9 protein-coding genes are annotated in these 12735 nt (G+C 68.4%); 8 read left to right on the forward strand and 1 reads right to left on the reverse strand.

Features of this window, described 5'->3' with window-relative positions:
• From FNH24_RS28645 to fbaA, 5 genes are all read left to right on the forward strand, one after another.
• Nucleotides 1–1236, forward strand: coding sequence for an RNA polymerase sigma factor (locus tag FNH24_RS28645; RefSeq protein ID WP_246187109.1), 1236 nt, complete (start codon nt 1–3; stop codon nt 1234–1236).
• Between the two features lie 649 nt (nt 1237–1885).
• Nucleotides 1886–2689: a GntR family transcriptional regulator gene (locus FNH24_RS28650; RefSeq protein ID WP_246187110.1), complete on the forward strand. Its 804-nt coding sequence runs from the start codon at nt 1886–1888 to the stop codon at nt 2687–2689.
• Between the two features lie 97 nt (nt 2690–2786).
• The gene (locus FNH24_RS28655; protein ID WP_152365624.1) at nt 2787–3968 is read left to right on the forward strand and encodes a sialidase family protein; all 1182 of its coding nucleotides are present in this window, start codon (nt 2787–2789) and stop codon (nt 3966–3968) included.
• A gap of 98 nt (nt 3969–4066) precedes the next feature.
• Nucleotides 4067–4600: a hypothetical protein gene (locus FNH24_RS28660; RefSeq protein WP_152365625.1), complete on the forward strand. Its 534-nt coding sequence runs from the start codon at nt 4067–4069 to the stop codon at nt 4598–4600.
• A gap of 126 nt (nt 4601–4726) precedes the next feature.
• Nucleotides 4727–5752, forward strand: coding sequence for a class II fructose-bisphosphate aldolase (gene fbaA / locus FNH24_RS28665; protein WP_152365626.1), 1026 nt, complete (start codon nt 4727–4729; stop codon nt 5750–5752).
• Between the two features lie 78 nt (nt 5753–5830).
• On the opposite strand, the gene FNH24_RS28670 is transcribed toward fbaA, so the two are convergent.
• Nucleotides 5831–7126 carry a helix-turn-helix transcriptional regulator gene (locus FNH24_RS28670; protein WP_152365627.1) on the reverse strand — a complete coding sequence of 432 codons (1296 nt, stop codon included), beginning with the start codon at nt 7124–7126 and terminating at the stop codon, nt 5831–5833.
• On the opposite strand from FNH24_RS28670, the gene FNH24_RS28675 reads away from it, so the two are divergent.
• The 3 genes from FNH24_RS28675 to FNH24_RS28685 all read left to right on the forward strand — a co-directional run bounded on the left by FNH24_RS28675 (nt 7116) and on the right by FNH24_RS28685 (nt 12696).
• On the forward strand, nt 7116–9107 hold the full coding sequence (locus FNH24_RS28675; RefSeq protein ID WP_152365628.1) for a hypothetical protein: 1992 nt from the start codon (nt 7116–7118) through the stop codon (nt 9105–9107). The genes FNH24_RS28670 and FNH24_RS28675 overlap by 11 nt on opposite strands.
• A 93-nt stretch (nt 9108–9200) precedes the next feature.
• Nucleotides 9201–11483, forward strand: a complete 2283-nt coding sequence (locus tag FNH24_RS28680; protein WP_152365629.1) for a putative sodium/potassium/calcium exchanger — start codon at nt 9201–9203, stop codon at nt 11481–11483.
• A 208-nt stretch (nt 11484–11691) separates the two neighbouring features.
• The gene (locus FNH24_RS28685; protein ID WP_152365630.1) at nt 11692–12696 is read left to right on the forward strand and encodes a magnesium transporter CorA family protein; all 1005 of its coding nucleotides are present in this window, start codon (nt 11692–11694) and stop codon (nt 12694–12696) included.
• Nucleotides 12697–12735 lie beyond the last annotated feature (39 nt).

A 12735-nucleotide genomic window follows, 5' to 3' on the forward strand; every position in this document is an offset into this window, starting at 1 on the left:
GTGCCCGACCCCGATCCCGATCGGGTCGCGGACGTCGAGCTGGCCCGGCTGGTCCGGGCGGAGTCGGGTCTGATCGTCGCCCAGTTGCACCGCCGCCTCGGTGATTTCGATTGTGCCGAGGAGGCGGTGCAGCTCGCGATCACCGACGCGCTGCGCTCCTGGCGGCGCACCGGTCCGCCGCCCAACCCGGGTGGCTGGCTGGCCACGACCGCCCGGCGGCGGGCAATCGATCTGTTGCGCCGGAAGGCCCGGGAGCAACGGCTGATCGACGATCTCGGTGTCGACGAACCGATCGAGTCCCTCTTGCTCGAGCCCTCGCCGGCCGAGCACCCGGACGAGCGGCTGCCGATGCTGTTCGCCTGTTGCCATCCGGCGCTCAACGTCGAGGCCCGGATCGCCCTGACCCTGCGCGCGGTGGTCGGCCTGACCACCGACCGGATCGCGCGCTCGTTCCTGGTGTCCACCGCGACGATGGCGCAGCGGCTGGTCCGGGCCAAGCGCAAGATCACCGTGGCCGGGATCTCATTCGGCATCCCGGACCATGATCAACTCTCGTCCCGGCTGGACGACGTGCTGACCGTGGTCGCGGTGGCCTACAACGAGAGTTATCTGAGCACCGATGATCAAGGTCTGGCCGGCGACATGTTGTGGCTGGCGGAGCTGGTCGCCCGCGAGCTCGTGGACCAGCCGGAGGCCTGGGGGCTGCTGGCCCTGCTCACGTTGCAGCAGGCCCGGTCGGCGACCAGGTTCGACGCCGAGGGCCGGCTGGTGCTGCTGTCCGATCAGGACCGGGGGCGCTGGGATCGGGCCATGATCGACAAGGCGGAGCGGATCCTTGACCTGGCCGCGCATGCCCGCCGGCCGGGTCGCTTCCAGTTGCAGGCGGCGATCGCGGCCTGCCATGCGGTCGCGCCGTCCTGGCCGGAGACCGACTGGCTGCAGATCGTCACCCTCTACGACCTGCTGTTGCGGCACGACCCGTCGCCGGTGATCCGGCTCAACCACGCCGTCGCCCTGAGCGAACTGTCCGGTCCTGGCACCGCCCTGACCGAGGTCGACCGACTGGCCGACCGGCTCGACGAGTACTACCTGATGCATGCCGTCCGCGGCCGCCTGCTGCACCGGCTCGGCCGGCACGACGAGGGCGTCGCGGCCAATCGCCGGGCCCTCCACCTGGCCGTCAACCCCGTCGAGCAGGAACTGCTGCGCGCCCGGCTGGCCGAGTTCGACGTCTGAGGCGGGCCGGTGCCCGGAGCGTTCGTTCCCTGAGACCTGTCGACCGAGCCCAGTCCGACTGCCGGTGTGCGCCGAGTGGACTGTGTGGCCAACCTCAGGTCAGGACTCCGCGGCCAAATCGTCCACTCGAGGAGTGCGGTAACGCCGATGTCCGGAATCGACCCGACGTCGCCAGAAACTGACCGAGATCGCGCAGATTCAGTGACGTCGGGTCGATTCCGGTCACGCGGCCCGAACCACTACGACCCAAGCCGCGCACCCAATCCCAGCCCGGCCGCGAGATCTGGCCGATCATGCCAATCCGCCCGTACTGGTCGCGTTCTTTCCGGCCGCAGGCCGAACACAGAGAAGGGCGCCAACTGGCCTGCCCTTCGACAGGCTCAGGGAACGGACGCCCGCCGTCACGCGCCCACAGAGCCGAACAAGATCATCGGTGGATCCGAAGACCGCCCACCTGCGAGGTCCGCGAGATCATCCTGGTGGTCCGATCCGTGCCGAGCCTGATCAGGAGGCGCCGGGGTGACGTTGACGTGAACCTTGGGCGGGCCTGAGCCCGCCCTGCTTGTGGTGGCCGAAACGTGTCCGTAATACTGGACTGGTATTGACTGGTCTACCAGAGGAGCACGATGCGAGCGACCCGGTCATGGACGTGAGGTCCCCCACGCAGGAGGCCGACGCGACCGGCATGCTGACCCCGGCCATGGACATCGGCCGCTACCGGATCGACCGGCCGATCGGGGCCGCGACCACCAAACGGGCTCAGGTGCGCGACATCCTGGAGCGGCTGATCGACGCCGAACTCCATCCGGGCGACGCGATCCCTTCGGAGCGGGCGCTGGTGGTCCGGCTGGGTGTCAGCCGGGTGACCGTGCGGCAGGCGATCGCCGATCTCGTCGAGGCCGGGGTGCTGGAACGGGTGCACGGCAAGGGCACCTATGTCACCGGGCCGCAGGTCGACTCGAGACTGCACCTGACCTCCTTCTCCCGGGAGATGCGGGACCGCGGTCTGATCCCGGCGACCGTGGTGCTGTCCGCCGCCGACGAACCGGCCGGCGACGACGTCGCGTACGCGCTGCGGATCCGGCCCGGCCAGCCGGTGATCAGGGTCGAACGGCTGCGCACCGCCGACGGCACCCCGATGGCGTACGAGGTCGGCTACTACCCGGCCGCCCTCTTTCCCGGCCTGCTCAAGCGCGAACTCGGCACCCTCTACGACATCTTCGCCAGCGAGTACGGCGTCGTCGTCACCAGCGGCGAGCAGACAGTCCGGGCCGAATCGGCCGACGCCCACCAGGCCCGGATCCTCGGCATCGCCCGTCGCGCCCCACTGCTGGTCCAGGAGCGGGTCACCCACGCCGGCGACCGGGTGATCGAGCTGTCCACCTCCTGGTATCGGGCCGACCGCTACCGGATCCACATGGCGATCACCCCGCGCGGCGCCCGCGAGAACTGATCATCGTTCCAGGGGAGCGAAACACCCGTATCCCACCGTGTCTTTAACGTTGTAACGTGTCCTCAGCCTGATCCAGGCCCACGAGAGGATGCCAACGATGACACCCCGCCCGACCTTGATCATCCTGTTCACCGCCCTGCTGGCGCTGGCCTTCGGCCCGGCCCTGCCGGCGGCTGCGGAACCGGCTGCCGGCCCGGAGACGCTGGCCACCGGAACCCCGCTCTACAACGCGACCAGCATGTATCCGCGCGCGATCCGGCTGCAGCACGGCGACGCGGCCGGCCAGATCCTGGCCAGCGCAACTACGTTCACGGCGCGCGGCGGGGAGGTGGCGATCTTCCGCAGCACCGACGATGGCGCCAGCTTCAAGCACGTCACGCTGATCCCGGCGGCGCAGGGATTCGGCAAGCCCGGCCTGTGCTGCGGGTCGATCTTCGAGCTGCCGCGGGCCGCCGCCGGGATGCCGAAGGGCACGCTGCTCTGGTCCGGCACGATGGGTCAGGAGGCCCGGCCGATGCGGACCGGCCTCGACGTCTGGCGCAGCGACGACGCCGGCGACACCTGGCGCCGTCTCGGCACGATCACCACGTCGACCCACGACGGCGGCACCTGGGAGCCGGAGTTCTCGGTCGACGCCGGCGGCCGGCTCGCCGTCTACTTCGCCGAGGAGACCGCCGACCATCCGCGGGACCAGCGGCTGGCCCGGATGACCACCAAGGACGGCGTGACCTGGGGCAGTAAGCGGTATGTCGTCGAGACCCAGCCCGGCCTCGGCCGCGCCGGGATGCCCAACGTCCGCAAGCTGCCGAACGGCAACTACCTGATGGTGTACGAGATCTGCGGCGCACCGGGCCAGTACGACTGCGCCGTCTACACCCGCCTGTCGCCGGACGGCAGCCGCTGGGGCGATCCGTACGGCGGGCATCACCGAGTGGTCAGCACGAAGGGCAACTACTTGGTGGCGGCGCCGACCTTCACCTGGGCTCCGGACGGGACCCGGGACGGCCGGCTGGTGGTCGTGGCCCAGCAACTCAAGAACCCAGACGGCACGCCGGCCGCCGGAAACGGCAGCACCCTGTTCGTCTCCGACGGCAATCCGGTCCGGCCGTGGCGCGAGGTCCCGGCTCCCGTCGCGGTGCCGGACCCGTTCACCCATCCCTGCCCCAACTATTCCTCGACCCTGCTGCCCGTCGGCTCGGCCGGGTCCGTCCTGGAGATCGCTACCGACTTCGTCGGCGGTGACTGCCGCGCCTTCTTCGCGACCGGCCCGACCGGATGATGTCGCCGATCTGACGATGGTTGGCCGGAGTTGCCGTTTCCAACGGCGGATCACCCAACGAGTGTCAGATCTGCGACACCCGCTGTCAGAATGTCCGGATGACCGAAAGCAGCGTCGAGGCGCTCGCCGTCCCCTATGACACGCAGGCCGCGGACGAACGGGTGGCCCGGCGCCGCCAGCAGCTCCGGATGCGGCTGATCAGTCTCGGCATCACCGTGGTGGTCATGATCGTCTTCTACCTGTGGCAGGGGCGGTCGATGAGCGGCGGCCTGTTCATCGCCGGCTATGTCCTGGTCTTCGCGGTGGCGCTCGGCTGGCTCGCCTTCTGCTGGATCGGCCTGCGGATCGCCCGGCAGGAACGCGCCGAAGTCGGTCAGGGCACCGCGCTGCGGATCGACCGGGTCGGGGTCGAGCTTGCCGGCACCTTCGCGGCCTGGCCGCAGATCGTCGGGCTGGCCGCGGTCAAGGGCGGCTTCCTGCGGGCCGAGCGGTTGCAGCTGAACCGGACCGACGGCGAGCCGGTGTCGGTGGCGTTCGAGGCCATGCCGGTCCGGCCGGCGACCATCGACCAGACTGCCCGGGCCTACTCGGCCGGCCGGCACGGCGTCGACCTCTCCGAGCTCGAAAGCTGAGCGCATTCGCGGGAGTTTCGCCTGAGCCTGTCGAAGGACCACCAGGGGCACCGGTATGGAACGGGCCGGGTCGGCTCTGACAGACTGCGGGCTGATAGCACACGTACGGCTAGAAAGTGGTGACCGATGCCCATCGCATCCCCCGAGGTTTACGCCGAGATGCTGCAGAAGGCGAAGCAAGGCGCCTTCGCCTACCCGGCGATCAACATCAGCTCTTCCCAGACCCTCAACGCCGCGTTGCAGGGATTCGCCGAGGCGGGCTCGGACGGCATCATCCAGGTCTCCACCGGCGGCGGCGAGTACGCCTCCGGGCCGACGATCAAGAACATGGTCACCGGAGCGGTTGCCCTCGCGGCGTACGCGCACGAGGTGGCCAAGAACTACCCGATCAACGTGGCCGTGCACACCGACCACTGCCCGAAGGAGAAGCTGGACGGGTTCGTCCGGCCGCTGCTGGCGATCTCCGAGGAGCGGGTCGCGCGCGGCGAGAACCCGCTGTTCCAGTCGCACATGTGGGACGGCTCCGCGGTGCCGGTGGAGGAGAACCTGTCCATCGCCGAGGAGTTGCTGGCCCGGACCAGCAAGGCCAAGATCATCCTCGAGATCGAGGTCGGCGTGGTCGGTGGCGAGGAGGACGGCGTCAGCCACGAGATCAACGAGAAGCTGTACACGACGGTCGAGGACGGCCTGCGCACCGTCGAGGTGCTCGGCGCCGGTGAGAAGGGGCACTACATCACGGCCCTGACCTTCGGCAACGTGCACGGTGTCTACAAGCCCGGCGCGGTGAAGTTGCGGCCCGAGGTGCTGAAGGAGATCCAGGACGAGGTCGGCGCCAAGATCGGCAAGGAGCGCCCGTTCGACCTGGTCTTCCACGGCGGCTCCGGCTCGACCCTGGAGGAGATCCAGGCCGCGGTCGACTACGGCGTGATCAAGATGAACATCGACACCGACACCCAGTACGCGTTCACCCGCCCGGTCGTCTCGCATATGTTCAGCAACTACGACGGGGTGCTGAAGATCGACGGCGAGGTCGGCAACAAGAAGGCCTACGACCCGCGGGCCTGGGGCAAGGCCGCCGAGGCCGGCATGGCCAAGCGCATCGTCGAGGCCTGCGAGCATCTGCGCAGCGCCGGGACCTCCCTCAGCTCCTGACCCGCACCCCCTGCCTTTTCGCCGACTTGTCAGAACTGAGTTGTGTCATGGCACAACTCAGTTCTGACAAGTCGGCGTTTAGTCGTTGCGGAGGGTGTGGCTGGGGGCGATTCCGTAGGTCGAGCGGTAGAGGGCGGAGAACTGGCTCGGATGGGGAAAGCCCCAGTGGGCCGCGATGGCGGTGACGGTGGTCTGCGTCGGGTCGGCCGCCTTCAGTTCGCGGTGGGCCTGATCGAGTCGGGCCCGGCGCAGGTAGGTCATCGGCGAGATTCCGTAGTGCCGGCGAAAGGCGTATTGCAGGGCCCGGATCGTGACGTGCGCCGTGGCGGCGATGTCGGACGCGCTGATGTCCTCGCCGAGATGGCTGTCGATGTAGCCGACCGCGCGCCGGATCACTCCGGAGTTGATGTCGGCCCGATCGTGGCGCGGCGGCGGGGTGTCGGACCAGGTCGTGTTCGGGAAGCAGGCCAGTGCGGCGGCCGCGATCATGCGACTCAGCTCGCCCAATAAGAGAGATCCGGGATCAGGTTCCGGACCATTCAGCGTCGTTTCGGTCAGCGCGATCGCTCCGGTGAGCACCGACGCGGCGACCGGATCGGCGGGATCCAGATCGAGAAATTGCGGTGGATCGAAATCGCCGGCCACGGCGGCGAGATCCTGCCGATTGATCTCCACCCATTCAAGATCAACATCGTCCGTCCGACCTCGACAGGCGACGTCCGGGTCGGCGGTGAGGAAGCAGTCGTTTTTCCTGTAATAGTTGTTGTTCTGGCCATTGATCAACTCGCGGCCGAAGCCGCCGTTGATCACTCGGCCGATCAGTAAGCGTCGATCACCGTCGGTCGTGCTGGTGATCGACGACGTGTGGCTCATTCGGGCCAGAAAGAATCGGCCGCGACTCCAGACCGCGTCCCGGAAGGTGAACTCCGCCGGATTTCCGATCAGCTCGATGCGGGCGTCCACGTAAAGGTCGCGCAGGTAGTGCCTGACCTCGTCGACATTCGTCGTCTCGTATCGCGTCGGTTGGGCGATCTCCCCCGTGCTCACCATGCCTACATCTCCCCCGTGAGTGCAGAAACTTGTCTCGACTCGCCGGCGTGCTGGAGCCGAACCTTGCTCGGGAACCGAACGTGACCAGTCGCCTGGAGCGAGCCAGGAATGGCACCACGGGGGTGGCAGCGCCTCGTGGGTACGAAGATACGCCGGATTTCGTTTTCCTGCTAAGGAACTTCGCGAATGATGCTGCCCGGGATGTTGCCACCGTGATCGACTCGGGCTTGTGACTTGGGGGCGCGCTGATGTCATGCGCCGACGATCTGTCGTCGGCGAGGCTGCTGCCGCGCCGATCCTCCGCTCTGCGGCGATGATGATCATGGTCCTCGGCTTCGGTCTGGCCCTGCTCGCCGCGACCGCCGACTCGGCTCGGGCCGACGATCGCGACCCCGACGACGACCGTGGCGGCTCGGTGCTCGGGCAGCTCGTCGGTTCGCTGGATCGGCTGGTCGGATCCGCCGGCGACGACGCCGACGAGAAGCCGGCCGGCGCGACGAAACCGAAGTCGGAGAAGCCGAAGGAATCCTCGCCGAAATCCAACGCTGCCAAGGAATCCGGCGATCGGCCCGCGGCCGATTCGAAGGCGTCCGGAGGCGGCGACCAGGACTCGGAGCCGCCCGCCCGGAGCCGCGCCCGCGGTGGTGAGAAGGCCGAGGACTCGGGCCCGGCCAAGGCCGCCCCACCGGCCGACCGCGGCGCCGCCGACCCGGGTCGGCAGCAGCGCAAGGCCGATCGGGACGGGACCGGCCCGAAGCAGGCCGCCCCGCCGTCGAAGCGGGCCGACGACGCCGCTCCGAAGAGCGGAGCTCCGAAGCAGGGCACCGCTCCGAAGCAGGGCGCCGCTCCGAAGAAGCACCAGAACGACCGGGACACTGCGGATTCCGACCGCCCGGCCAAGCCGGAACGATCACGAGCAGGCGGATCATCCGCCGACAGCGCCGGAGATGATCAAGGTTCCGGGCGGAAGGACGATGCGACGGCGGACCGGTCGGAGCCGACAGCGAAGGCCCCGGCCGCCAAGCCGGAGCGGCCGAAGGTGGCCAAGTCGCCGGGCGAGCAGCGAGCCGGGCTCGGTTCGCTGCTGTCCGGGCTGAGCAAGGCACCGGCCAAGCCGGATCCGGAGGACTCCCAGGGAGAGAAATCCGACTCGAAGGCTGAGTCGGACAGCCGGTCGGGCGGCGCCGTGGAGGAGGCTGCTGGGGCAGCCCCGGCGCCGTCCCGATCGGCCCTGTCGGACCTGCTCGGTGACGCCCTGCCGCTTGGTGACGCCCTGCCGCATGGTGACGCAAGGCCGAGCGGAGAGGCCGTGCCGTCGGAAGACCCCGCACCGGTCCAGGACCTCGTGCCGCTCGATCGGGTCGCCGGGCCGGTCACCGGCCTGCTGCGCCCGGTCGCCCGGACGGTGGAACCGGTCGTCGCTTCGGTCACGCCGGTCCTCGATCCCGCGGCCGAGGTGATCAAGCCGGTCGCATCGGTCCTGGCGCCGGTGACGAGCTCCGTCGCGCCGATCTTGGAACCGGTCGCGCCGGTCGTGCGCTCGGTGGCGCCGATCTTGGAACCGGTCGCTCCGATCGTGCGGCCGCTCGCCCCGATCCTGGATCCGCTGGCCCCCATCGTGAAGCCCGTAGCGCCGATCCTGGAGCCGCTGGCGCCCATCGTCGACCCGGTCGCCCCGATCGGGAACGATCCGGTCGGACCGGGCGGCCCGCCGCCGGGCGGCACGGTCGAACCGGATCCGCCGGCCGTCGATCCGACGCCGCCGATCGTCGATCCGGCGCCGGGGCAGGATCCGCCGCAGCAGCAGGATCCGGGGGCCGCGACGCCGACAGTGCCGGCCGGTGCGCCGGCACCTGTCGCCGACGATCCGGCGGCCGAGCTCGTACCGGCTGAGGCCGACCCGGCTGCGGCCGCCACCGATCCCGTACGCGAACCGGCCGCCTCCCGTGGCAGCGATCCGGGGTTGATCATGAACCCGGAATCGACGAGCTCGACGGCACCCGTACAGCCGAAGATCATCACCGACTGCACCGACTGCACCGACGCAGCGCCGGACGCCGGACCGAGCGCCGACGATCCTCAGGGCCCCAGCGACGAGAGCTCCGATCCGTCCGGGTCCGGAGCACCCCTGGCACCCCGCGCCGCCGCTGACGGTGGCTCGGCTTCGCCGACTGCGGGACAGACCGGCATCGCCGGTTACCTGGCGGTCGAGCCGAGTGCGGCCCGACTGGTGCAGGCGGATTCTGCGCACCACACGCATGGCAACTCAGCCTTGTTGACGGCGGCGAAGCATCGCCCCGGCTGATCTCTGATTGATCACCCAGTGGCCCGGATCCCGGGCCGAACCGCGGAACCGGTGGTTCCGCGTTCCCTCAGATCAATCATTCAGGAGATCAGCATGTCTGCACGAAAGAAGCTCTTACGTGCCTTGGCGCTGTCGACGGTCGCGGGAGGATTCTGGCTCTTCGGCCAGGGTGTCGCCCAGGCCGAAGACACCGGGGTACTGAACAACCTCAAGGGAACAGCCAGCTCACTGATCAGCACCCTCGGCGGTGACCGTCAGGGCGCGAAGCATGATCAGGACAAGGGCGACGGCAAGAAGGATCACGGGCCGTCGGATCGTGGCGGCAACGCCAAGTCGGACACCAAGGGTGGCGACTCGGGCGATGCCAAGGCGAAGTCGAACGGCGACTCCTCGGCGCGTGGTGGAAAGGGTGGCGACTCCGGCGACGGGGGCGACGCCTCGTCGAAGAACAAGGCTCGGAGTGGCGACTCGGGTGACTCCGGAGACTCCGGTGACACCGGGGGCAACTCCTCCTCCAGCAAGGCCGAGAGTGGCAAGTCCGACCAGGGCGGCCACGACAAGTCCAAGCGCGACAAGCATGACAACGACAAGGGCGATCGGAGCAAGGGCGACGCGAAGTCGGAGTCGAAGGCCGGCTCGGGCGATTCCGGTGACACGGGATCGACCGGAGACACCGGTGATGCTTCGAACCACTCCAAGACCCGTGGCGGAGATTCCGGCAACGGTGGTGACGGTGGCGACGCCTCTTCCAAGGTGAAGTCCAACAACCACGCGAAGTCCGGGTCGTCCGACACGAAGTCCGAGACCAAGTCCGGTGGTGGCAAGCACGACAAGGATCACGGCTACGGCAAGGGCAAGGGTGATCACGACAAGGGTGATCACAAGTCGGATCGCGGTGGCAGCGCCAAGTCGGACACCAAGGGTGGCGATTCCGGCGATGCGAAGGCCGAGTCGAACGACAGCTCTTCCGCTCGCGGTGGCAAGGGCGGCGACTCCGGTAACGGGGGCGACGCCTCGTCGAAGAACAAGGCTCGGAGTGGCGACTCGGGTGACTCCGGAGATTCCGGCGACACCGGGGACAATTCCTCCTCCAGCAAGGCCGAGAGTGGTCATGCCGACAAAGGGAAGTCCGATCACGACAAGGGCAACCACGACAAGTGCAAGCACGACAAGGGCAAGCACGACAAGGGCAAGCACGACAAGGGCAAGCACGACAAGGGCAAGCACGACAAGGGCAAGCACGACAAGGGCGATGCCCGTGCTGACTCGAAGGCCGGCTCAGGCGACTCCGGTGACACCGGTTCGACCGGGGACACCGGCGATGCTTCGAATCACTCCAAGACCGCTGGTGGCGATTCCGGCGACGGTGGTGACGGTGGTGATGCCTCTTCGGAGGTGAAGTCCAACAACCATGCGAAGTCCGGGTCCAGCGACACGAAGTCCAGCACCTGGTCCGGAAATGGCAAGGGTGATCACAAGTCGTCCGGTGGCAGCGCCAAGTCGGACACCAAGGGTGGCGATTCCGGCGACGCCAAGGCCGAGTCGAATGACAGCTCTTCCGCTCGTGGTGGAAAGGGCGGCGACTCCGGTGACGGTGGCAATGCCAATTCCAACAACAAGGCGCGGAGTGGCGATTCGGGTGATTCCGGAGATTCCGGCGACACCGGCGGCAACCAGTCCTGGGCTGTCGCCATCTCGATCTTCGGAGATGCCACGGCGATCTCCCGGGCTGATTCGGGCGATTCGGGTGACACCGGATCGACCGGTGACACGGGTGACGCCTCCAACCACTCCGGGACCAGTGGGGGCGATTCCGGCGACGGTGGAGACGGCGGGAATGCCTCCTCGGAGGTGAATTCCGGCAACAACGCCAAGTCCGGATCGACCGACACGAAGTCCGACACCAGGTCCGGAAACGGCAAGGGCAGCCAGGCCGGTTCCAAGACCGCTGGTGGTGATTCGGGAGACGCCAAGGCCGCGTCGAACGACTCTTCCTCCGCTCGTGGCGGAAGTGGCGGCGATTCGGGAGACGGCGGCAACGCCAATTCCGAGAACGAGGCGCGGAGTGGTGATTCCGGCGATTCCGGAGATTCCGGTGACACCGGCGGCAACCGCTCCAAGGCGTTCGCGCTCTCCATCTTCGGCGATGCGACCGCGATCTCCAGCGCCGATTCCGGCGACTCCGGTGACACCGGTTCGACCGGTGACACCGGCGACGCCGCCAACCACTCCTGGACCGGCGGCGGCGATTCCGGCGACGGTGGAGACGGGGGCAATGCCTCCTCGGAGGTGAACTCCGACAACCAGGCCGAGTCCGGCTCGACCAACACCCGCTCCGTTCTGGGTGGGGGTCTGGTGGCGATGCTGCTGGGTTGATCGGCAAGCTGATCAAGATCCTGGTCGTCCGGGAACGGATGATCAGCGGGTGAGGTAGTTCCTCACCGACGAGGTGTCGGTGGGTGGTGGCTCTTGACCGGCCACCACCCACCGGGGCACGCCCACTGAAACACCCCGAGTTGTCAGACTCTGGGGCCGCTATAGCGTCCCCAGAGTCTGACAACTCGGGGTTGAGTAGGGTGCGAGAGTGAGTGACGTGGGTGAGGTGGGTGTGGGGCCTGCGCCGCTGAGCCGGGTCTGGTCGGGCAGCCGGGTCATTGCCGAGAACCTGGACGGCGATGATCTTGGTGACGTGCTCGAGCTGCACTCCGGGTCGTCCGCCTGGTGGGTGGTGCCGCGGGAGGCCGACCTCGATGTCCGGCTGCAGTCGCTGGCTCGGGAGCTCGACCTCGACACGGGCGCGATCCACGACCTGCTGGCGACCGACCGGCGGGCCAAGTTCGAGACCTTCGGCGGCACCCAGTTGTTGATCACCAACCTGATCACCGTCGATCGCGCCACCGCGGCCGTCGAGGCGCAGCCGATCTCGATGGTGGTCACCGATCGGGTGCTGATCTGCCTGGCCGTGCCGGAGGCTGCGACGCGGACCGCGCGGGTGCTGGCCGGTCACGGCCAGCAGCTGGCCACCGGCGGGGTGGGCGAGGCGTTGCAGGCGCTGGTCAAACTGGCCGTGCAGAGTCAGGCCGAGGCGATCGAATGGCTGGAGACGGCGAGCGACGACCTGGCGAGTGCGCTGTTCGACGAGCGGCCGCTGGACAAGAACGAGCAGCTGTGGGCGTTCAAGCTGCGCCGGGCGCTGACCCAGGTGCGCCGGGTGGCCCAGCCGACGCTGGACGTACTGACCGATCTGACCCAGACCGGTGATCAAGATCGGGAGCTGACCCGGCGCTGGACCCTGTTGACCGAGCGGCAGGAGCGGGTGGTGCACGCCTCGGACGCGGTTCGCGACGCGCTGGCCTCCGTCTTCGACACCAGCCTGGCGCTGTCCAACCAACGGATGAACGCCGACATGCGGCGGCTGACCGGCTGGGGCGCGATCATCGCCGTGCCGACCCTGGTCAGCGGCTTCGCCGGGATGAACGTCGGCATCCCGCTGGACGGCACCCAGGCCGGGCTCTGGCTCTATCTGGTGATCATGGTCGTGACCGCCGTGGTGCTGTTCATCCTGTTCCGCCGGTACGACTGGATCTGAGCCGGTAGGGTGCCCCGGCACGGTGGGATACATTAATCC

The sequence above is a fragment of the Microlunatus speluncae genome (genome assembly GCF_009299835.1).
Classification (GTDB): domain Bacteria; phylum Actinomycetota; class Actinomycetes; order Propionibacteriales; family Propionibacteriaceae; genus Microlunatus; species Microlunatus speluncae.